This is a genomic window from Kitasatospora sp. NBC_01302 (assembly GCF_035976515.1).
Taxonomy (GTDB): domain Bacteria; phylum Actinomycetota; class Actinomycetes; order Streptomycetales; family Streptomycetaceae; genus Kitasatospora.
In genome coordinates this window covers 1,622,446-1,643,411 of record NZ_CP108404.1, presented here as the reverse complement: position 1 = coordinate 1,643,411, position 20,966 = coordinate 1,622,446, and the positions used below count along the sequence as shown (strand labels likewise).

18 protein-coding genes and 2 pseudogenes are annotated in these 20,966 nt (G+C 73.4%); 14 read left to right on the top strand and 6 right to left on the bottom strand.

Annotated elements, in window-relative coordinates:
- Nucleotides 1–135: 135 nt before the first annotated feature.
- The 8 genes and pseudogenes from OG294_RS07335 to OG294_RS07300 form a co-directional block, all read left to right on the top strand.
- A pseudogene (locus tag OG294_RS07335) lies at nucleotides 136–1,734 on the top strand (AMP-binding protein); the annotation flags it as partial.
- On the top strand, nucleotides 1,714–2,205 hold the full coding sequence (locus OG294_RS07330; protein WP_327071468.1) for an acyl-CoA thioesterase: 492 nt from the start codon (nucleotides 1,714–1,716) through the stop codon (nucleotides 2,203–2,205). The pseudogene OG294_RS07335 and the gene OG294_RS07330, both read left to right, overlap by 21 nt.
- Nucleotides 2,206–2,305: 100 nt before the next feature.
- Nucleotides 2,306–4,657 (top strand): oxidoreductase, encoded by a 2,352-nt coding sequence (locus OG294_RS07325; RefSeq protein ID WP_327065604.1) that lies wholly within the window; start codon nucleotides 2,306–2,308, stop codon nucleotides 4,655–4,657.
- Nucleotides 4,658–4,672: 15 nt separating this feature from the next.
- Nucleotides 4,673–5,695 (top strand): carbon-nitrogen hydrolase family protein, encoded by a 1,023-nt coding sequence (locus tag OG294_RS07320; protein ID WP_327065603.1) that lies wholly within the window; start codon nucleotides 4,673–4,675, stop codon nucleotides 5,693–5,695.
- On the top strand, nucleotides 5,692–6,825 hold the full coding sequence (locus OG294_RS07315) for a cupin domain-containing protein (protein ID WP_327065602.1): 1,134 nt from the start codon (nucleotides 5,692–5,694) through the stop codon (nucleotides 6,823–6,825). The genes OG294_RS07320 and OG294_RS07315 overlap by 4 nt, the downstream gene beginning before the upstream one ends.
- A 32-nt stretch (nucleotides 6,826–6,857) precedes the next feature.
- Entirely contained in the window at nucleotides 6,858–7,802 is a 945-nt protein-coding gene (locus tag OG294_RS07310) for a fumarylacetoacetate hydrolase family protein (RefSeq protein ID WP_327065601.1), read from the top strand.
- Between the two features lie 118 nt (nucleotides 7,803–7,920).
- Entirely contained in the window at nucleotides 7,921–8,646 is a 726-nt protein-coding gene (locus OG294_RS07305) for a maleate cis-trans isomerase family protein (protein WP_327071467.1), read from the top strand.
- A gap of 89 nt (nucleotides 8,647–8,735) precedes the next feature.
- Complete coding sequence (locus OG294_RS07300) at nucleotides 8,736–9,572, top strand: PaaX family transcriptional regulator (protein WP_327065600.1); 837 nt, start codon at nucleotides 8,736–8,738, stop codon at nucleotides 9,570–9,572.
- A 62-nt stretch (nucleotides 9,573–9,634) separates the two neighbouring features.
- On the opposite strand, the gene OG294_RS07295 is transcribed toward OG294_RS07300, so the two are convergent.
- Together OG294_RS07295 and OG294_RS07290 are read right to left on the bottom strand one after the other, a co-directional pair.
- A complete protein-coding gene (locus OG294_RS07295; RefSeq protein ID WP_327065599.1) occupies nucleotides 9,635–9,757 on the bottom strand; it encodes a hypothetical protein in 123 nt (40 codons plus the stop codon).
- 21 nt (nucleotides 9,758–9,778) lie between these two features.
- Complete coding sequence (locus OG294_RS07290) at nucleotides 9,779–10,150, bottom strand: hypothetical protein (protein WP_327065598.1); 372 nt, start codon at nucleotides 10,148–10,150, stop codon at nucleotides 9,779–9,781.
- A gap of 294 nt (nucleotides 10,151–10,444) precedes the next feature.
- Here OG294_RS07290 and OG294_RS07285 point away from each other — a divergent pair, with 294 nt between their 5' ends.
- Entirely contained in the window at nucleotides 10,445–11,491 is a 1,047-nt protein-coding gene (locus tag OG294_RS07285; RefSeq protein WP_327065597.1) for a glycosyltransferase, read from the top strand.
- 21 nt (nucleotides 11,492–11,512) lie between these two features.
- Here the strand turns inward: OG294_RS07285 and OG294_RS07280 are convergent, their stop codons facing one another.
- The gene (locus OG294_RS07280; protein WP_327065596.1) at nucleotides 11,513–12,931 is read right to left on the bottom strand and encodes a DUF2079 domain-containing protein; all 1,419 of its coding nucleotides are present in this window, start codon (nucleotides 12,929–12,931) and stop codon (nucleotides 11,513–11,515) included.
- Between the two features lie 189 nt (nucleotides 12,932–13,120).
- Complete coding sequence (locus OG294_RS07275; RefSeq protein WP_327071466.1) at nucleotides 13,121–13,576, bottom strand: cold-shock protein; 456 nt, start codon at nucleotides 13,574–13,576, stop codon at nucleotides 13,121–13,123.
- Between the two features lie 232 nt (nucleotides 13,577–13,808).
- Between OG294_RS07275 and OG294_RS07270 the strand changes: the two genes are divergently transcribed.
- From OG294_RS07270 to OG294_RS07260, 3 genes are all read left to right on the top strand, one after another.
- The gene (locus OG294_RS07270) at nucleotides 13,809–14,408 is read left to right on the top strand and encodes a hypothetical protein (RefSeq protein ID WP_327065595.1); all 600 of its coding nucleotides are present in this window, start codon (nucleotides 13,809–13,811) and stop codon (nucleotides 14,406–14,408) included.
- Nucleotides 14,409–14,412: 4 nt separating this feature from the next.
- The gene (locus OG294_RS07265; RefSeq protein WP_327065594.1) at nucleotides 14,413–14,838 is read left to right on the top strand and encodes a hypothetical protein; all 426 of its coding nucleotides are present in this window, start codon (nucleotides 14,413–14,415) and stop codon (nucleotides 14,836–14,838) included.
- A 230-nt stretch (nucleotides 14,839–15,068) separates the two neighbouring features.
- Nucleotides 15,069–17,066, top strand: coding sequence for an ArnT family glycosyltransferase (locus tag OG294_RS07260; RefSeq protein WP_327065593.1), 1,998 nt, complete (start codon nucleotides 15,069–15,071; stop codon nucleotides 17,064–17,066).
- Nucleotides 17,067–17,073: 7 nt separating this feature from the next.
- On the opposite strand, the gene OG294_RS07255 is transcribed toward OG294_RS07260, so the two are convergent.
- Both OG294_RS07255 and OG294_RS07250 read right to left on the bottom strand, forming a co-directional pair.
- Nucleotides 17,074–17,562, bottom strand: coding sequence for a nucleotide triphosphate diphosphatase NUDT15 (locus tag OG294_RS07255; RefSeq protein WP_327065592.1), 489 nt, complete (start codon nucleotides 17,560–17,562; stop codon nucleotides 17,074–17,076).
- 45 nt (nucleotides 17,563–17,607) lie between these two features.
- The gene (locus tag OG294_RS07250) at nucleotides 17,608–19,176 is read right to left on the bottom strand and encodes an SDR family NAD(P)-dependent oxidoreductase (RefSeq protein WP_442789118.1); all 1,569 of its coding nucleotides are present in this window, start codon (nucleotides 19,174–19,176) and stop codon (nucleotides 17,608–17,610) included.
- 222 nt (nucleotides 19,177–19,398) lie between these two features.
- Between OG294_RS07250 and OG294_RS07245 the strand changes: the two genes are divergently transcribed.
- Complete coding sequence (locus OG294_RS07245; protein ID WP_327065591.1) at nucleotides 19,399–20,367, top strand: 2-hydroxyacid dehydrogenase; 969 nt, start codon at nucleotides 19,399–19,401, stop codon at nucleotides 20,365–20,367.
- Between the two features lie 158 nt (nucleotides 20,368–20,525).
- Nucleotides 20,526–20,918 (top strand): annotated as a pseudogene (locus tag OG294_RS07240) (metallophosphoesterase); the annotation flags it as partial.
- Between the last annotated feature and the right edge of the window lie 48 nt (nucleotides 20,919–20,966).

Here is a 20,966-nt window from a genome sequence, read left to right as displayed (position 1 = left end):
GCCCTTTTCGCGTCCGGGCGCGTCCGGGCGGGGACGGGTGGCGGCTGACCAGCCCGGATATACCGATCTCTTGACTGTCGTCACAGGCGCGGCATACTGGCCTCACTCCCCGCTGAGCCGATTGAGGTGCCGCCGATGGAGCTCTCCCCCTCTGCCCATGTGGACACGTTCTGCCGTGACCGGCTGCCACCGGCCGAGCAGTGGCCGGAACTGCTCTTCGAACTGCCGGAGTTGGCCTACCCCGAGCGGCTGAACTGCGCCGCGGCGCTGCTCGACGACACCATCGAGGCGTTCGGCGCGGACCGGCGCTGCCTGATCACGCCGACCGAGGAGTGGAGCTACCGGGACCTGCGCCGCCGCGCCGACCAGGTCGCCCAGGTGCTGACCGAGGACCTCGGCGTGGTGCCCGGCAACCGGGTGCTGCTGCGCGGACCCAACAACCCCTGGCTGGTGGCCTGTTGGCTGGGCGTGCTGAAGGCCGGCGCGGTGGCCGTCAGCACCGTGCCGCTGCTGCGCGCGCACGAGCTCTCCGCCCTGCACGAGATCAGCGCGCCGGTGGTCGCGCTCTGCGACCACCGCTTCCTGTCGGAGCTGGCCGCCGCGCGCACCCCGGGGCTGGTGACGCTCGGTTACGGCGGCGCCGGACCGGAGGACCTGGCGGCGCGCTGCGCGGCCAAGGAGGGGGTCTTCACCGCCGTGCCCACCGCGGCCGACGACGTGGCGCTGATCGCCTTCACCTCGGGCACCACCGGGCGGCCGAAGGCCACCCTGCACTTCCACCGGGACGTGTTGGCCAATGCCGACACCTTCTCCCGCCACGTGCTGCGGCCCGCGCCGGACGACCTGTTCGCCGGCACGCCGCCGCTGGCCTTCACCTTCGGCCTCGGCGGCCTGGTGGTCTTCCCGCTGCGGGCCGGTGCCGCGGCCCTGCTGCTGGAACAGCCCGGCGCCGAGCAACTGGCCGAGCAGGTGGCACGGCACGGCGCCACCGTGCTCTTCACCGCCCCCACCGCCTACCGGGCGATCATGTCGGCCGGGCTCACCGACCGGCTGGCGGGCGTGCGCCGCTGCGTCTCGGCCGGCGAGTTCCTGCCCGCCGCGCTCTGGGAGGCGTTCCACCGGGCCACCGGGATCAAGCTGATCGACGGCATCGGCGCCACCGAGATGCTGCACGTGTTCATCTCGGCCGCCGACGGCGAGATCCGCCCGGGCGCCACCGGTCGGCCGGTGCCGGGGTTCCGGGCCGCCGTGCTGGACCGGGCGGGCGCACCGGTGCCGGACGGGCAGCCCGGGCTGCTGGCGGTGAAGGGCCCGACCGGCTGCCGCTACCTGGACGACGAGCGGCAGGCCGACTACGTGCGCGACGGCTGGAACATCACCGGTGACACCTATGTCCGGGACCAGGACGGCTACTTCTGGTACCAGGCGCGCAGCGACGACATGATCGTCTCGGCCGGCTACAACATCGCCGGCCCCGAGGTCGAGCAGGCCCTGATCGAGCATCCGCAGGTCGCGGACTGCGCGGTGGCCGGGGCGCCCGACGAGCGGCGCGGCATGATCGTCAAGGCCTTCGTGGTGCTGCGCGAGGGCGTCCCGGCCGGGCCCGAGACGGCCCGGGAGCTGCAGGACTTCGTCAAGCGCAGTATCGCGCCCTACAAGTACCCGCGCGCGGTGGAGTTCGTCGCCGCGCTGCCCCGCAACTCCAGCGGCAAGGTGCACCGGGCCGAACTGCGGCGCTGGGCCCGGGCCGGCCTGCCCGAGCCGGGGGCGGGGGAGGGGGTCGCGGAGCCGACGCCGGCGAGTGTGGTGGTCGAGCGCCGGGTCGAGTGGTCGGACACCGACGCGGCGGGCCACTACCACTTCTCCGCCGTCCAGCGCTGGGTGGAGGCCGCGGAGGCGGTGCTGCTGCGTCGGCTCGGCCTGGCCGCGCTGTTCGGCAGCATCCCGCGGGTCCACTTCGAGGCGGACTACCGGGAGCGGCTCTGGTTCGGCGACACCGTCCGGGTCGAGTTCAAGGTGGCGAAGGTGGGCAACTCCTCGCTGCACTACGCCTTCGAGGTGCACGGGCCGCAGGGCCTGGCCGCCGGCGGGCGGATGGCGGTGGTGCACTCGGCGGCCCACGCCAAGGGCAGCGTGCCGTGGCCCGAGGAGGCCCGGCGGGCCCTGTCGGGGGCCGGTGCCCAGGAGCCGGAGACCTACCGGTGAGCCCGCTGCGCCCGGTGGGCACGGGTGCGCGTATCGCGTGCTCTTGACGGTCGTTGAATAACCGCAATACCTTGGAATCGCCGGACCACGGGAGGTCGTCGTGCGGGTAGCAGTCATCGGAGGCGGGCCGGGCGGGCTCTACTTCGCGGCCCTGGCCAAGCAGCTCTCCGCCGAGTGGGAGATCACCGTCTGGGAGCGCAACGCCCGCGAGGCGGCCCTCGGCTTCGGCGTCGTCTTCTCCGACGAGACCCTGGACGGCATCGCCCAGGCCGACCCGGCCGTCTTCGCCGCGATGTCCGCCGAGTTCGCCCGCTGGAGCGACATCGACGTCCGGCACCGGGGGCAGCTGCGCACCTCCGGCGGCCACGGCTTCGCCGCGCTGGACCGCAACCGGCTGCGCGAGATCCTGCAACAGCGCTGCGCCGAGCTGGGCGTGGACGTGCGCTACGGCACCCCGGCCCCGCCGGTCGAGCAACTGCGGGCCGGCTACGACCTGGTGGTCGCCGCCGACGGCATCCGCTCGGCCACCCGCGAGGCCTTCGCCGCGAGCTTCGGCCCGCAGTTGGACGAGCGGCACAGCCGCTACATGTGGCTCGCCACCGACAAGGTCTTCGAGGCCTTCACCTTCATCGTGGCGCAGCACGACTTCGGCGTCCTGCAGGTGCACGCCTACCCGTACAGTGCGCAGCGCTCCACCTTCATCGTGGAGATCGCCGAACAGGCCTGGCAGCGCGCCGGGTTCGCGGCCCTGGCCGAACCGGAGCCGGCCCGCGGCGAGAGCGATCTGGCGAGCGTGCGGCGCTGCGAGGAGCTCCTGGCCGAGCACCTGGACGGCCACCGGCTGATCCCCAACGCCTCGCGGTGGATCCGCTTCGAGACCGTGCGCAACGCCTGCTGGCGGCACGAGAACGTGGTGCTGCTGGGGGATGCCGCGCACAGCGCCCACTTCTCGATCGGCTCGGGCACCAAACTGGCCATGGAGGACGCCCTCGCGCTCGCCGCCGGCCTGCACGAACACGCCACCGTGACCGAGGCGTTGGCGGCCTACGAGGCCGAGCGCCGCCCGGTGGTGGAGTCGACCCAGCGGGCCGCCCAGGCGAGCCTGGAGTGGTTCGAGGGCATAGGCCGCTACGCCGACCAGCCGATCGACCAGTTCGCCTTCAACCTGCTCACCCGCAGCCGCCGGGTCACCTATGAGAACCTGCGCGAACGGGACGCCGGCTTCGTGGCCGCCGTCAGCCGGGCGCAGGGGCTGGACGGCGAGAGCGGCGCGCAGGGCGTGCTGCCGCCGATGTTCCAGCCGCTGAAGCTGGGTCAACTCGTGCTGCGCAACCGGGTGGTGGTGCCGCCGCTGGCCACCTTCACGGCCACCGGTGCCTGCCCGGGCGCCTTCGAACAGGCCCAGCTCGCGGCGCACGCCCTCGGCGGCGCCGGCCTGGTCTTCGCGGGGATGACCGCCGTCAGTCCGCAGGGCCGGACCACCCCCGGCTGCCCGGGGCTGTGGACGGACGAGCAGGAGGCGGCCTGGCGCGCCGTCGTGCGGGCCGTCCGCGAGGTCAGCGACACCCCGCTGGGCATCCAGCTCACCCACGCCGGGCGCCGCGGCGCCACCGCGCCGCCCGGCCCGGACGGGACCGGCCGGCCACTGGGCGCGTCCGGCTGGCCCACCCTGGCGGCCTCCCCGCTCGCCTGGGGCCCGGGACACCCCGTGCCGCACGAGGCGAACCGGGCGGAACTCGCCGCCGTTACCGCGGACTTCGCCCAGGCGGCGGCCCGCGCCGAGCGCGCCGGGTTCGACGCGCTGGAGCTGCAGTTCGGCCACGGCCAGCTGCTCTCCGGCTTCCTGTCGCCGCTCACCAACCAGCGCACCGACCGCTACGGCGGCCCGCTGGACAACCGGCTGCGCCTGCCGCTGGAGGTGCTGGCCGCGGTGCGTGCCGCCTGGCCCGCCGGCAAGCCGCTGGTGGTGCGGATCTCGGCCGCCGACTGGGCGCCGGGCGGCACCACCGAGGCCGAGGCGGTCGCGATCTGCCGGGCGCTGGCCGCGGGCGGTGCGGACGCCGTCGACGTCTCCACCGGCGAGGTCGTGGCCGACCAGCGGCCGCCCTACGGCCGCAGCTACCAGACCCCGTTCGCTGATCTGATCCGCAACGCCACCGGGGTGCCGACCATCGCGGTCGGCGCCATCTCCAGCTACGACGACGTCAATTCGATCCTGCTGGCCGGGCGGGCCGACCTGGTCGCGGTCGGCCGGGCCCACCTCTACGACCCGTTCTGGACCCTGCACGCAGCCGCCGAACAGGGCTACACCGGCCCCGGGGCGTGCTGGCCGGCCCCGTGGCAGCCCGGCAGCCGCAAACCCCCGGGCCCGCGCGCCGACCGGGTGCCGCCCCGCCTCGAACTGCTGCGCGCGCCCGCGGCGCCCGTCCACCGGCGCTGGCTCCCGGCCTAGGAGGAGAGAGAACCGATGCTCCAGCTGCCCCGCTTCACCGCCGCCGCCGTCCAGGCCGCCCCGGTCTACCTGGACGCCGCCGCCACCGTCGACAAGGCCGTCGCCCTGATCCGGGAGGCGGCCGGCAACGGCGCCGAACTGGTCGTGCTGCCCGAGGTGTTCGTCCCCGGCTACCCCTACTGGAACTGGACCATGAACCCCGTCCAGGGCTCGCCCTGGTACGAACGCCTCTACCGCGCCTCGATCGACATCCCCGGCCCTGAGGTGGAGACCCTGCGCGACGCCGCCCGCCGGGCCGGTGTGGTGCTCGTGGTCGGCGTCAACGAGCGCGGCGCGCACAGCCTCGGGGTGCTCTACAACACCCTGCTGACCATCGGCGCGGACGGCGAACTGCTGGGCGTGCACCGCAAGCTGGTGCCGACCTGGGCCGAGAAGCTGACCTGGACCGGCGGCGACGGCAGCTCGCTGCGGGTGCACCGCACCGCCGTCGGCCCGCTCGGCGCCCTGGCCTGCGGTGAGAACACCAACACCCTGGCCCGCTTCGCCCTGCTGGCCCAGGGCGAACTCGTGCACGCGGCAAGCTACATCGCGCTCCCGGTGGCCCCCGAGGACTACGACATGGCGGACGCCATCGCGCTGCGCACCGCCGCCCACAGCTTCGAGGGCAAGGTCTTCTCGGTGGTCTCCTGCTCCACCATCTCGCCCGAGATGGTGGACCTGATCGCCGGCGAGGACGAGAGCGTGCGCAAGCAACTGGCCCGCAAGCGCAGCGCGTTGTCCGGAATCTTCGGCCCCGACGGCCGCCCGGTCGGCGAGCCGCTGGTCGACGAGGAGGGCATCGTGTACGCCGAGATCGACCTCGGCCGGTGCATCCAGCCCAAGCAGATGCACGACATCATCGGGCACTACAACCGCTTCGACGTCTTCCAGCTCCAGTTCGACAACCGCCCGCGCGGCCCGCTGGCCTTCACCGCCCCCGCCGCGGACCAGCCCGCCCCCGACCCCACCGCACCCCTTGTCGATCGGGAGGAAGCATGACCGGCAACGACAGCTACGACGACCGCAGGATCGGCCGGGCCCGGGTCTCCGACAGCCCAGAACTGCTGGCCTACTACGACGAGTTGGCCAAGCTGGAGGCCGGTGCCCTGTGGACGGTCGCCAACGAGATCGAGCCCTGGTACCCGCAGCCCAAGTCCGTGCCGGTGCTCTGGCGCTACGCCGACCTGCGCCCGCTGGTGCACCGCGCCCTGCCGCTGGTCAAGGCCGACGACGCCGGGCGGCGCGTGGTCATGCTGGTCAACCCCGGCCGCCGGGACATCAGCGCCGCCGTCGGCCTGCTCTACACCGGCCTGCAGATCATGGGCCCCGGTGAGGCGATGACCGCCCACCGCCACCAGGCCGCCGCGCTGCGCTTCGTCCACGAGGGCACCGGTGCCTGGACCATCGTGGACGGCCAGAAGCTGCGGGTCGGCCCCCGCGACTTCGCCATCACCCCGAACGGCAGCTGGCACGAGCACGGCAACGAGTCCGAGGAGGCGCCCGTCGTCTGGCAGGACGGCCTGGACATCCCCCTGGTCAACGCCCTGGACGCGGGCTTCTACGAGGTCCACCCGGAGCTGTACCAGCGGCCCGGAAAGGTCGTCAACTCCTCCCTGCTCAGCTACAGCGGCAACCTGCTGCCGTACGGCATGGAGAAGTGGACCCGCCCGTACTCCCCGGTCTTCGGCTACCCCTGGGAGCCGAGCTACCAGGCCCTGCTGGACCTCGCCAAGGCCAGTGCCGGCTCCCCGTACGACGGCGTCATCATGCAGTACGCCAACCCGCTCACCGGCGGCCCGGTGATGCCCACCATGGGCGCCCACCTCCAGCTGCTCCGGCCGGGCCAGGCCACCACCGCGCACCGCCACACCGGCTCGGTGGTCTACACGGCCGCCAAGGGGCGGGGGTACTCGGTGATCGCCGGGCGCCGCTTCGACTGGCAGCAGGGCGACATCTTCTGCGTGCCCTCCTGGGCCTGGCACGAGCACGTGAACCTCGACCAGGGCGAGGACGCCTGCCTGTTCTCCTTCAACGACTTCCCGGTCATGGACTCGCTGACCTTCACCCGGGAGGAGGCCTACTTCGAGCACGGCGGCCACCAGCCGATCGTCCAGGACAGCGACAAGTAACCGCCCCGCCGCCCCTCTGCAAGGAGCCAACGATGCGCCTGATCAGCTACTCACCGAACGACGCCCGCGACGCCCGCGACCCGATCGGCGCGGGCGAGCCCGTCCGGTACCTGGGCGCCCAGCTCGGCGACCGCGTGGTCGACCTCGCCACGCTGGCCGACGCGGCCGGCACCGAGCTGCCCGGCGACCTGCTCGCGCTCGTCCGGGCCGGGCAGCCGGCCCTGGACGCGGCGCGGGCCCTGCTCACCGCCGGCGAGGCCGCCGGCTGGCCGCCCGCCGCCGTGCACGCGCTCGACGAGGTCCGGCTCTGGGCCCCGCTGCGCCCCGGCAAGGTCGTCGGCGTCGGACTCAACTACGTCGAGCACGTCGCCGAGTCCAGCCGCACCCTGGACACCGACCGCGAACTGCCCGACCGCCCGGTGCTGTTCTCCAAGCCCGCCACCGCGATCACCGGTCCGGGGCAGCCGATCCTGCACAACGCCGACCTGACCGAACAGCTCGACTGGGAGTGCGAACTCGCCGTCGTCATCGGCCGCAAGGCGTTCCGGGTGGCCGAACAGGACGCCTGGCAGCACGTGTTCGGCTACAGCATCATCAACGACATCAGCGCCCGCGACCAGCGCCGCTCCGGCCAGTGGTTCTTCTCCAAGGGCCAGGACTCCTACGCCCCGTTCGGCCCCGCCGTGCTGACCGCCGACGAGATCGCCGACCCGCACGACCTCGAACTCGGCCTCACCGTCAACGGCGAGACCAAGCAGCACTCCAACACCCGCCACATGCTCTTCCGGATCCCGCGGCTGATCGCCGACATCTCCTCCGGCATGACCCTCGAACCCGGCGACGTCATCGCCACCGGCTCGCCCTCCGGGGTCGGCGCCGGACTGGTCCCGCCGCAGTTCCTCCAGCCGGGCGACCTGGTGGAGGCCACCATCCAGCACATCGGCACCCTCGCCAATCCGGTCCTGGACGCCCGCTGACGCCGCCCCCCGACAAGGAGCCCCGCCCGTGACCCAGCCCGTGACCCAGCCCACGGCTCCGCCCGTGACCCCGCGCACCTTCCGGATCGGCCAGATCGTGCCGAGCTCGAACGTCACCATGGAGACCGAGGTCCCCGCGATCCTGCGGGCCCGCGAGACCATCGCGCCGGAACGCTTCACCTTCCACTCCAGCCGGATGCGGATGACCCACGTCACCCCCGAGCAGCTCAAGGCGATGGACGCCGACTCCGACCGCTGCGCCCTCGAACTCTCCGACGCGGCCGTCGACGTCATCGGCTACGCCTGCCTGGTCGCCATCATGAGCATGGGCACCGGCTACCACCGCGTCTCGCAGGACCGGCTGCACGCCCGCACGGTCGAGAACGGCGCGCCCGCCCCGGTCGTCACCAGCGCCGGAGCCCTGGTCAACGGGCTGCACACGATGGGCGCCCGGAAGATCGCCCTGGTCGCCCCGTACCTGCGCCCGCTCACCCGGACGGTGGTCGACTACCTCACCCACGAGGGCATCGAGGTGCTGGACTACGAGGCACTGGAGATCCCGAACAACCTGGACGTGGCCGCCCACGACCCGGCCAAGCTGCCGGTCATCGCGCGCGGACTCGACCACGCGGACGCCGATGCCGTGGTGCTCTCCGCCTGCGTGCAGATGCCGTCCCTGGCCGCCGTCGAGGAGGCCGAGCAGCGACTGGGCAAGCCCGTGGTCTCCGCGTCCATCTGCACCGTCCACCAGCTGCTGCGCTCCCTCGGCCTGCCGGCCGTGGCGCCCGGCGCCGGACACCTGCTCTCCGGCGCCTACGCCCACAGCCCGCTGGACGGGAGCTGAGCGGACGGCAGTCCGGTGGACGGGAGCCCGGCCCAGGGGGGAGCCGCATCGGTATGATCATCGCGGGTATCCCCGTGAGGAAGGCGACCATGTCGGAGACCGCGACCCGGCCCAGCGCCCTGATCCACACGATCTACGGCGAGTTCGTCCGCCGGCTCGGCGGCTGGATCTCCATCGCCGACCTGATCGCGCTGATGGCCGAGCTGGAGGTGGACGGCCCGGCCGTCCGTTCGGCGATCTCCCGCCTGAAGAAGGCCGAGACGCTCCGCCAGGAGCGGCGCGAGAGCACCGGTTACCGCCTCGGCCCGCAGATGGGCCCGGTCTTCGACGAGGGCGACCGCCGGATCTTCCACAGCCTCGAACCCGCCGCCCTCCAGGACGGCTGGGTGGTCGCGGTCTTCTCCGTCCCCGAGTCCGAGCGCGCCCACCGCCACCAGCTCCGCTCGCGGCTCACCTGGCTCGGCTTCGGCAACGCCGCCCCGGGCGTCTGGCTGGCCCCGGCCCGGCTGCTGCCGGACGCCCGACGACTGCTGGAACGGCTGGAACTGAGCGCCTACGTCCACCTGTTCACCTCCGACTACGCCGGCTTCGCCGAGCTGCGCGACGCGGTCGGCTCCTGGTGGGACCTCCCGGCCATCGAGTCCCAGTACGCGGCGTTCACCGACACCTACCGGCCGCTGCAGGAGGAGCTGGCCCGCGGGCCGCAGCCCGACGAGGTCGCGGCCTTCCGCGCGTACGTCCCCATGCTCACGGAGTGGCGGCGCCTGCCCTACCTGGACCCCGGCCTGCCGACCGAACTGCTGCCCGCCGACTGGAACGCGGTGCAGGCCCGGCGCGTCTTCGTGGAACTCCACGGCCTGCTCGCGGAGCCGAGCCTGCGTCACGTCGTCAAGGTGACCGGCCTGGAGCAGCATCCGGCCCGGTGAACCGGCCGCCCCCGGTCGGGAGCGGGCGGTTCACCGGGCCGGATCGGATCGGGATGCGCGGCTCAGGACAGCCGGCGGACGAACGACTCCCAGGCCACCTTGACCGACCGCACCGCCTGCGTGGCGGTCGGGCGGTGCGGCTGGGCGTTGCCCACCGGCGGAGCGGTGCCCTGCTCCGGTCCCATCGGCTGGTTGGAGACCAGGATTCAGTCGGTGCCGTCGCTGCTACCGCTACCGCTACCGCTACCGCTACCGCTACCGCTACCGCTGCCGTCACCTCCGCTCTGCGCGGTGCCGTCGTCCGTAGCGTCCCCGCTGCCCCCGCCGTTCCCGTCACCGTCGCCGTCGCGCCGTGCCGTCCGGCTGCCGACGTGGTGCGTCGGCATGCCGTCGGTGGAGTGGATCAACGACGCGTGGTTGTGCATGGTCCGCGGCGCCGCGTACTCCATCGGCGGACAGGGGCGCTCCCCGTGACCCCGGGTGGGCCCGCCCGCGAAGGCGGTGCCGCTGGTGGCCACGACGGCGGTGATGAGCAGGGCCGCGCTCCCGGCGAGCTGTTTCCGGCGGTTGGCCGGCACCCGACGTGGCTCCTGTGGTTCTGGTGCGGACACGCCTGACCTCCTGGTCTCGTCAGATCGCGCGGACCGGAGCGGCCCGCGCGTACTGTCGGATGATCGACACAGAGGTTCGAATCCATGTGCGACGGCTCCGCAAAGTCACCGGGGCGGCCCACAAGAGCCACACGTTCGGCCCGCTGTGTGGCAACCGGCATCGGCGGCGCCCCCGACCTACCATCTGCAGGTGTGGCGCAACGCGAGGATTCCCGTTCCGACGGAGCCGGCACCGGTCCGGCGCCCACCATCTGCCTCTGCATGATCGTCAAGGACGAGGCGAAGGTCATCGAGCGCTGCCTGGCCTCGGTCCGTGACCTGGTGGACACCTGGGTCATTTCCGACACCGGATCGACCGACGGCACACAGGAGTTGATCCGTCGAGCGCTCGCCGGTGTGCCCGGCGAGCTGCATCAGGATCCCTGGGTGGACTTCGGGCACAACCGCACCCGCAACATCCGGCGGGCCCGCGGCAGGGCCGACTACCTGCTGCTCATCGACGCCGACATGGTGGTGCGGCAGGAGGGCGCGCTGCCGCCCCTGACCGCCGACTCCTACCTGCTGCGGCACGCCGCCGACCTGGAGTACCGGATCAAGCGGCTGGTCAGGGGAACCGTGGACTGGCGCTACGAGGGCGCCACGCACGAGTATCTGACGACCGATCAGCCGGAGCGCGCGGCCGACCTCGACGCGCTGGTCATCGAGCACTTCGCCGACGGCGGCTCGCGGTCCGACAAGTTCGAGCGGGACGCCCGGCTGCTGCGGGCCGATCTCGAACGCGATCCCGGCAATGCGCGAGCCGTCTTCTACCTGGCGCAGACCATGCGTGACCTCGGCAGCACCGAGGAGGCCGTCGAGCTCTACCGGCGCCGGGCGCAGATGGGGGGCTGGGCGGAGGAGGTCTACTACGCGCTGCTCCAGGTCGGCGTGCTGACCGCCGAACTCGGCGACTGGCCGACCGCGATGGACGCGCTGCTCCAGGCCTGGGAGAGCCGACCGCAGCGGCTCGAAGCCTGCTACGAACTCTCCTCCCGGCTACGGAAGTTGGGCCGCTATCGGGCCGCGCATGCGTTCGCCGGGGCCGGCCTCGACGCCGGCATGCCGCGCGACTGGCTGTTCACCCAGCCCTGGGTGTACCGCTGGGGGCTGCTCTTCGAGTACTCCATCACCAGCTACTGGGTCGGCGACCCGCAGGGCTCGCTGGCGGCCTGCGACCGCCTGCTCGCCCTCACCGACCTGCCCCCCGTCTACCGTGAACAGACGCTGGCCAACCGCGAGTTCGCCGCCCGACTGGCCTCGGCGAGCTGAGGCCGGTCGGGCAGCCGGCCGTCATGTGCCGCTCTTCGCCGTCCTGTTGAGCAGGACGAAGCCGTCCTGGGTGGCGACGGCGCGATAGCCGTGCTCGACGTTCCAGGCCAGCGCCGCCCGCTCCTGGTCGACCGTCAGCGGCCAGCGCTTGTAGTACGGCGTCCAGGTGTCCACCATGATCCAGGCCGGATCGGGGCGGCTCTGCGCCCAGCCGTAGAGGCTGACGCTGGTGCGGTTGGTGAGCTGGGGGACCAGCAGGGTGGAGGCCTGCACGGTGGCGTTGTCGGGGATCCGGTCCATCAGCCGGTGCGCCTCGGCGACCCGCGGATCCGTCCGCCAGGTGGCCGACTGGACCAGCTGCCACAGCGGGTACTGCGGCAGGAGCAGCAGGGTGACGGCGGCGCTGCCCAGGAGGTGGCGGCGCAGGCTGCGCGCGGTCGGTTCGCGGGTGGCCAGCGCGTCCACGAAGGCGGCGAAGACGATCGGCATCAGCACCAGCGAGTAGTGGTAGCCGGTGCCCCAGTGCACCGAGTCGTTGGAGGCGAAGCGCCACAGCAGCGTCGGCAGCGCGATCCACAGCAGGGGGGAGCGCAGGGCCAGGAAGAGCGTCGGGGCCAGCACGAGCAGCAGGGTCGTTGCCTTCGCCTCGGGGGTGACCAGGCCGATCGTGCTCCGGTAGAGCAGCTGTGCCGCTCTGCCGCCCCCACCGCCCGGCGTCTCCAGGAAGGACCAGTAGGCGAAGGAGCCGCCCGGGTTGAAGGCCGGCAGCGCCACCAGGATCGCCAGCAGCGACCCGGCCAGCCCGGCCGCGGCGGTGGCGAGCCCGAGCCTGCGCTCGCCGCGCCCGGCGATGACCAGGCCGATCGCGAGCACGGTCAGCCCCAGGTCCTCCTTCACCACCAGCAGCGGCAGCGCCCAGCCGGCCGCGGCCCGCGCCCGCCCCTCGCCGAGGGCGGCGAGCGAGCAGGCCAGCAGCGGGACGGCGAAGGCCACTTCGTGGAAGTCGAAGCCGACCGCGCTCGCGATGCCCCAGGACAGGCCGTAACAGAGTCCGACGGCCACCGCCGCCTGGCTCCCCAGCGCCCGCCGGGCCCAGGCGGTCAGCGGCAGCACGCTGACGGCGATCAGTGCCGCCTGCGCCACCAGCAGCGTCCGCGCCGTCGGCCACAGCCGGTAGAACGGCGCCAGCAGCGCGAGCACGGGGGAGAAGTGGTCCCCCAGCACGGGGAAGTCCGGTGCCTTCAGTTCGGAGACCGGCAGCTGCCCGTGCGCGTAGGAACGGACGACCTGTTCGAAGATGCCCAGGTCGTAACTGTTGGAGAGGATCCGCTGGTGGATCCGTAGCGAGAGGGCCGCGTAGACGACGAAGAGTGCCCCCGCCAGGGCCCACATCCACCCGCTGGTCCGCAGGCGCCCGGCACCGACGGATTCCGCGCCCACCCGCTTTCCGGGACTCGCCGATCGTGGCGGGTGAATGGCGCTGTCGGTGCGGGCTGTCTGCATGACTACACCTTCCGGGAACGGACGCCGATTCCCTCAAGATGCCAGCAGGATTGCGGTACTTGAGCGAGCGTCAATTTCCCATCGGTGCAGAATCATCCGATTGGCCCTGCGGCCTTCGGCCGTGGGTCAGCCCTCGGCCCAGCCGTGGTTCTTGCCGAACTGCAGCAGCCCGCGGCGGATCTGCAGGATCTGCTCCCCGGTCAGCGAGGGCGCCGCGGTCAGCAGGGCCTCGGTCACCTCGTGCAGGAATTCCTCCGTGCTGAGCACGTCGCACAGGGAGTCGTCGCCGTCCGGCTTCGGGGCGAGGGAGTTCGGGGCGAGGGCGTGCGAGCGGGTGCCCGGCAGGGGCGCGGGAGGCGCCACCGGATTCCCGTCGGGGCCGAGCGGAAGGCGGACCCCGGAGGCCTTCAGGCCGCGGTCGCCGTCCTCGATCTCGAACTCCACCGCCAGGCCCGAGCGCACATAGGACTCGGGAATCAGCATGTCGTTCACGTGCAGGAAGACATCCTCCCCGCCACCTTCCGGAGCGATGAACCCATAGCCCCGCGCACTGTCGAAACGCACCACACGACCAGCAACCACGACGAACCCCCAGACACCATCGGGCCCCTTGCCCGAAGAACCTGGACGGAAGAGTAGTACGGCCCCGGCGTCCGGGTCGAGCGCCGGTTTCGGCTGCGGTCCGCGTCCGCCGGGGCCGAACGGGTGGATCCCGCAGGGCCCTCTCCGTCGCTCCCCGCCCTCGCGCCGCCGGTACGTCAGGCTGCCCCCTGGAAGGGAGATCAGACTCATGCATCACCGCACAGTCGGATCCGTGGCAGTCCGCGCAGCCGTGCTCACCCTCGGGGTGCTGCTCGCCGCGACCGCGTGTTCGAGCAGCAAGAGCAGCAAGGCGAGCAGCTCCGCCGGCAGCAGCGCGAGTACGAGCGCCACCGCGAGCCCCAGCCCGAGCGCGAGCGGCAGCGCAAGCGCCAGCGCCAGCACGTCCCCGGTGGGGACGAGCGTCACCGTCGGCGAGAAGGAGTATTCACTGACCCTTTCGCAGACCCAGTTCGCGCCGGGGACGTACACCTTCACGGCGCAGAACAACGGCACGGTGGAGCACGCGCTGGCCATCTCGGGGCCGGGCCTGACCCAGGTGCAGACCCCGACCCTGTCGCCGGGCAGCTCCGCGCAGCTGACCGTCACCCTGCAGGGCGGCAGCTACGAGCTGTGGTGCCCGATCGACGCGCACAAGTCGCTCGGGATGGACACCCACATCCAGGTCGGCTCCGCCGGCGGCGGCGCCACCGGCAGCACGGCCTCGCCCAGCAGCAGCAGCAGCGGCTCGGCGAGCAGCAGTGCGAGTGCCACCGGCACCACCAGTGCCTCCGCGAGCTCCACCAGCACGGCGACCAGCGGTGGCGGCTACTAGGTCCGTGGCGGAACCGGCGCTCTGGGCGCTGCGGTTGGTGACCGCCGCGGCGCTCGCCGTGGACGCCTACGTCCACGCCGACCTCGCCGCCACCTACGACTCGGTGACGGCGAGCATCAGCCAGGGCACCCTGTTCCGGATCGAGGCGGCTGCCGCCGCACTCGCCGCCCTGCTGCTGATCGTGGCCGGCCGCCGCCTGCTGGTCTGGGCGTTCGCCTTCCTGGTCGCCCTCGCCGGTATCGCTGCGGTGCTGGTCTATCGCTATGTCGACCTGGGGGCCTTCGGACCGTTCCCGAACATGTACGAGCCGATCTGGTTCACCGAGAAGACCGTCTCCGCCGTCGCCGAGGCGATCGCGGCCGTCACCGCGCTCGCCGGCTTCCTGATGGCCCGTCAGCTGCGCCGGGCCCGCCGCCCGGCCGCAGCCTAGGGCCTCGGCTCGTCGGTCGTGAGCGGGCGCCATGGTCGGCGCGCAGCCGCTCCAGCCTCATCGTCGGCCCTCCGAACCGTAGGGGCGTCGGCCTCACCCGGGTGGGTCCATACCGTACTCCGACGTCCGCGTCCGCCGTCCGCAAAATCTTCGTCTGCGCCGGTATGACCTTCGAGGGTGCACCGTGTCCCTGACGGTTCGGCCCGGTGCCGGGGCGAACGCTGGTCGACATGGCTACCAGTACACTTCCCGAACTCCGCGAACCGGTGCCGGTCCGGCGGCGGGTGTGGCAGTCGCCCGTGGGGCAACCCGCCTGGGCCAGGCCCGCGTTGCTCGCCATCGCGGCGCTCGCCGGACTGCTCTACCTGTGGGGCGCCGACCAGGACGGCTACCACTCCTTCTACGCCAACGCCGTGCGCAGCATGACCGTGAGCTGGAAGGCGTTCCTCTTCGGCTCCTACGACCCCGCCAACACGATCACGCTCGACAAACTGCCGGGCTTCCTGTGGCCGCAGGCGCTGCTGGCCCGGCTGCTGGGCTTCCACGGCTGGGCGCTGGCGCTGCCGCAGGCGGTGGAGGGCGTGCTCTCGGTGCTGGTGCTGTTCCGGACCGTCCGGCTCTGGGCGGGGGCCGGTGCGGCGCTGCTGGCCGCTGCCCTGTTCACGCTGACCCCGGAGCTGGTCGGGCTGTTCCGCACACCGGTCGAGGAGCCGGTGTTCACCCTGCTGCTGCTGCTCGCGGCCGAGTCGGCGCAGCGCGCGGTGCGCACCGCCGGGCTGCGGGCGCTGCTGCTCGCGGGGGTCTGGGTCGGGCTGGCGTTCCAGGCCAAGATGCTGGAGGCGTGGGCGGTGCTGCCGGTCTTCGCGGGCGTCTACCTGCTCGCGGCGCCGGCCCGGCTGCGCCGCCGGCTGGCCCAGCTGGCGCTGGCCGGCCTGGTGACGGTGGCCGTCTCGGCCGCCTGGATGGCGCTGGTGACGCTGACGCCGGTCGCGGACCGGCCCTACGTGGACGGGACCACGGACAACTCCGCCTACAGCATGGTGGTGGGCTACAACTTCCTGAACCGGTTCTCCGCCGTGGGGCTGACGGCCGAACGCACCGGCAGCGTGACCGTCGACCGCAGCCGCACCACGGCCATGCCCGCGCAGGACGGCGGCCCGCAGCTGAATCCGACGGACGGCCGCACCGGCACGGCGGGGCCCCCGCCCGGCGACCAGGGCGACGGCGGCTGGGCGAAGCTGCTGCGCTCCCGGTTCGCCTCCCAGGTCGGCTGGCTCTACCCGCTGGCCGCGATCTCGCTGCTGCACGCCCTGCTCCGGCGGCGCCGCGCACCGCGCACCGACCCGCTGCGCGCCGGGTACCTGCTGTGGGGCGGCTGGGCGACGGTCTTCTTCCTGTCGCTCAGCGCCGGCAGCATCGGCATGCACACCTACTACCTCGGCTCGCTCGCGGTCGCCCTCGCCGCGCTCGGCGGCGCCGGGACGGTGCTGCTCTGGCGGGACTTCGGCGAGGGCGGCCCGCGGGCGCTGGCGCTGCCGGCCGCGGTGGCCGCGAGCGTGCTGTGGAGCGGCTGGCTGAGCTGGCGGCTGCCCATCTTCCTGCCCTGGCTGGCGCCGACCGCCGTCACCACGGCGGCCCTCGCGCTGGCCCTGCTCGGCACCGCGAAGAGCCGCTGGTTCGCCGGGCTCGGCGCCGACAGGGCCAGGATCGCCACGGCGGGCATCGTCGCGGGCCTGGTGGCCGCGCTGCTGGCACCCACCGCCTGGGCCGCCTCGGTGCTGGACCCGAAGTACGGCAGCGACCTGCGCGGTGCGGTGGGGCCGATGGCGGCGCACCGCGCCGCCGCGCAGCCCGTCAGCACCCGGCTGACGCCGCAGGAGCAGGAGCTGTTCGCCTATGTCCAGGCGCACAACGGCGGCGCCCGGTACCTGCTCGCCGCCTACCCCTGGCAGGCCTCCTCGCCGTACATCCTGGCCACCGCCGCCAGGGTGCTGCCGATGGGTGGTTTCACCGGCCAGGTGCCGTCGCCGACGGCCGAGCAGCTGCGCGAGCTGGTCGCCGACGGCCGGCTGCGCCACGTGCTGATCGGCCGGGAGCCGAGCGGCGGGGTGATGCGGGGCACCACGGACTGGGTGCGCGCGCACTGCACCCAGGTGCCGCCCGGCGACTACGGACAGCCCACCGCCACCGCCCAGGTGCTCTACCGGTGCGGCCAGCAGGCGATCTGACGGCTCGTCAACTACCTTGCGCGGTAGGGTAGGTGAAGACGCCCGGTGGCAGCGGTGCCGGGTCCGCCAGCCAGCGTGCCAGCACCCAGGCGGAGGGCCCGAACATCGGCTCGGGCAGTGCCGTCAGGGCGACCCGCTCCCAACCGCCGCACGCGTGCGGCTCGGTGACCTCGGCCACCGCGTCGCTCGGCGGCGCGAGCACCGCGGCGGTCAGCCGCGGGCGCCCCTCCAGGTGGTCGAGGACCACCCCGAGCACCCGCATCCGCTCGGCGGGCAGCCGGATCCCGGTCTCCTCGGCCAGCTCGCGGGCCGCCGCCTGCTCGAACGACTCCCCGGGGTGGTCGACCTTGCCGCCGGGCAGGCTCCAGGTCGGCGGCTCGCCGGCCACCGTCCGGCGCCCGACCAGGACGCTGCGCCCGTCCGGCGTCGGCACGATCACGCCCGCGCCGATCAGCGGACCGCGCGCCGCCCGGGGTCCGCCCGGCTCCGTACTCACCACGTCACCACCCTCACCGTTCACGACACGCCCCCTGCGCCGGACTCACCAGGCCGAGGGCTCGAAGTCCTTGAGGAAGCATCCGTACAGGTCCTCGCCGCGCTCGCCGCGCACGATCGGGTCGTAGACCCGGGCGGCGCCGTCCACCAGGTCCAGCGGCGCGTGGAAGCCCTCGTCGGCCAGCCGCATCTTGTCGGGGTGCGGCCGCTCGTCGGTGATCCAGCCGGTGTCCACGGCGGTCATCAGGATGCCGTCGCTCTCCAGCATCTCCTTGGCGCTGGTGCGGGTCAGCATGTTCAGCGCGGCCTTGGCCATGTTGGTGTGCGGGTGGCCGGCGCCCTTGTAGCCGCGGCTGAACTGGCCCTCCATCGCGGAGACGTTCACCACGTACTTGCGCCGTGCCGGGGAGGCCGCCATCGCCTTGCGCAGGCGGCTGACCAGGATGAACGGCGCCGTGGAGTTGCACAGCTGGACTTCGAGCAGCTCGATCGGGTCGACCTCGCTGACGGTCTGCACCCAGCTGTTGGAGTCGGCCAGGTCCGGGACCAGGCCGCCGGCGTCGATCGCGGTGCCCGCCTCGATCCGGGCCGGCGAGGCCGACCCGCTGACCAGCGCCAGCGAGGTGACCTGCTCGGCGCTGAGCGCCTCGCGCGCCCCGGTGGCCTGCCCCGGCAGGGCGGGCCGGTCGACGCTGCCGCTGCCGAAGGTGCCGATCACCTCGCTGGCCGGCAGCTGGCCGGCGGGCAGCGGCGCGGACTCGGCGGCCACCAGCTCCGCGTAGGCGGCGGGGGAGCGGCGCACGGTCTGCGCCGCGTTGTTGATCAGGATGTCGAGCGGCCCCTCGGCGGCCACCGCGTCGGCCAGCGCGACCACCTGGGCGGGGTCGCGCAGGTCGATGCCGACGATCTTCAGCCGGTGCAGCCAGTCCGCGCTGTCCGGCATCTCCTTGAAGCGGCGGATCGCGTCCTTGGGGAACCGGGTGGTGATCGTGGTGTGGGCACCGTCACGCAGCAGGCGCAGCGCGATGTACATGCCGATCTTGGCCCGGCCGCCGGTGAGCAGCGCGCGCCGGCCCGTCAGGTCCGTCGTGTCGTCGCGCTTGGCGCGGCTGGAGCGGGCGCAGTCCGGGCAGAGCTGGTGGTAGAAGGCGTCCACCTCGACGTAGCGCTGCTTGCAGATGTAGCAGGAGCGCGGGCGCTGCAGGATCCCGGCGATCTCGGTGGTGGTCGGGGTGGAGAGGCCGAAGACACCGGCGGTCTCGTCGTCGATCCGCCCCGGCGCGCCGGTGGCGGTGAGCGAGGTCACGGCCTTGTCGTTCGCGGTCTTGGCGGCGCGGGTGGCCTGGCGGCGGCGCTGCTTCACGGTGCGGAAGATGCCGGCCACGGCCCGCCGGACGGCGATCGCGTCCGGGTGGTCGACCGGGAGCTCGTCCAGCTCGGCCAGCACCTCCAGGCAGAAGCTCAGCCGCTCGGGGTCGATGCCCGGGCCGAACTCGACCGCCTCGTCCGAGGCGGTGCCGTCCGTGCTCTCCACGACCTGCGTGGTCGTGCCGGTCGGCATCGGGTCGTCGATCGGCCCCCGCCGGTCGTGCCGCTGCTCCTCTGCCGTCGTCATGCCTCTGCCGCTTCCTTGATCGCTCGATCGTGCTGGATGTACCAGTGAACTTTACGGAGTGGCCGGGGGAGGGCCAAACGGGGTGCCGGTCGCGGGCCCCGCCCGGCCCGCCGCCCGGTTGCCGAGGTCGGGCAGGCGTGCTACTGCCGCGTCACGCCGGGGGCGGGTCGTGGTCGAGCAGGCCAGCGGCACCGGTCGGTGGGCGCTCGGTAGATTCGGGCCATGACCACTGAGCCGACCGCCCCGCCGTCCGAACCCGTCGTCCTGCTGCCGTACCCGCCCGAGGAGATCCCCGGGCTGCCGGACGGCCTGGAGGCGCACGTCTTCGACGGCGACGCCTGCGACGGCCGGCCGGGGCCGCCGCCGGCCGAACTGCTCGCGCGCGTCGAGCTGTTGGTGACCCCCTACCTGCGGACCGGAACGGTGCTGCCGCTGCTGCCGGCGATGGAACGGCTGCGGGTGGTGCAGACCCAGACCGCGGGCGTGGACGACATCCTGCCGCACGTGCCGTCCGGCGCCCTGCTGTGCAACGCCCGCGGCGTGCACGACGCCAGCACCGCCGAGCTCGCGGTGGCGCTCACGCTGGCCGCGCTGCGCGACATCCCGGGCTTCGTCCGCGGCCAGGACGCCGAGCAGTGGCGGGCCGGCTTCTACCCGGCGCTCGCCGACCGCACGGTGCTGATCGTCGGCTACGGCGCGGTCGGCGCGGCGATCGAGGAGCGGCTGCGGCCCTTCGAGTGCGAGGTGCTCCGGGTGGCCCGCACCGCGCGGACCGGACCGGCGGGACCGGTGCACGCCCTGGCCGAACTGCCCGCCCTGCTGCCGCGGGCGGACGTGGTGGTGCTCGCCATGCCGCTCTCGGCCGAGACGGAGGGCCTGGTGGACGGCGCCTTCCTCGCGGCCATGGCGGACGGCGCGCTGCTGGTCAACGTGGCGCGCGGGCCGGTGGTGGTCACCGAGGCGCTGCTGGCCGAGCTGACGGCGGGGCGGCTGCGGGCGGCGCTGGACGTCACCGACCCCGAGCCGCTGCCGGCGGGCCACCCGCTCTGGCACGCGCCGGGCGTGCTGATCACCCCGCACGTGGGCGGCAGCTCCTCGGCCTTCCTGCCCCGCGCGCGCCGGCTGATCGGCGCCCAGCTGGCCCGCTTCGCCAAGGGCGAGCCGCTGGCGAACGTGATCCCGCTGGGCTGAGCCGTGATCCCTCCGGGCTGAGCCCCCTGGCGCCGACCGGCGCGTGGGGGAGAATGGGCGCAGCGTCGAGAGCGGTTCCCGGCCCGGCCGCCGCGACGCCGGCACCCTACGGGCGGCCCCGCCGAGGAGGCAACGGCTTGACCGGCACCCTGTGGGCGGCCGGCATCGTCGCCACCGACGAGGCGCTGCTGCACCACGACCCGTACCCGAGCCGGGAGGCCTGGTGCGCGGCCCGGGTCGCGCTGACCGAGGCCCGGCTGGCGCAGTGCGACCCGGCGCTGCCCACCGTGCTGGTCAGCCACTTCCCGCTGCACCGGGAGCCGACCCGGGTGCTGCGCCACCCGGAGTTCGCGCAGTGGTGCGGCACCGAGCGGACCGCCGACTGGCACCGGCGGTACCGGGCCGCCGCCTGCGTCTACGGCCATCTGCACATTCCGCGCACCCTGCTGATCGACGGCGTGCGCTTCGAGGAGGTCTCGGTCGGCTACCCGCGCGAGTGGCGCCCGCGCGGCGGTCCGGCCCGGCCGCGAGCGGTCTTCCCCGCGGCCTGACACCGGTCTTCCCCGCGGCTTGACCTGGCATCAACTGCCCTCACTGGC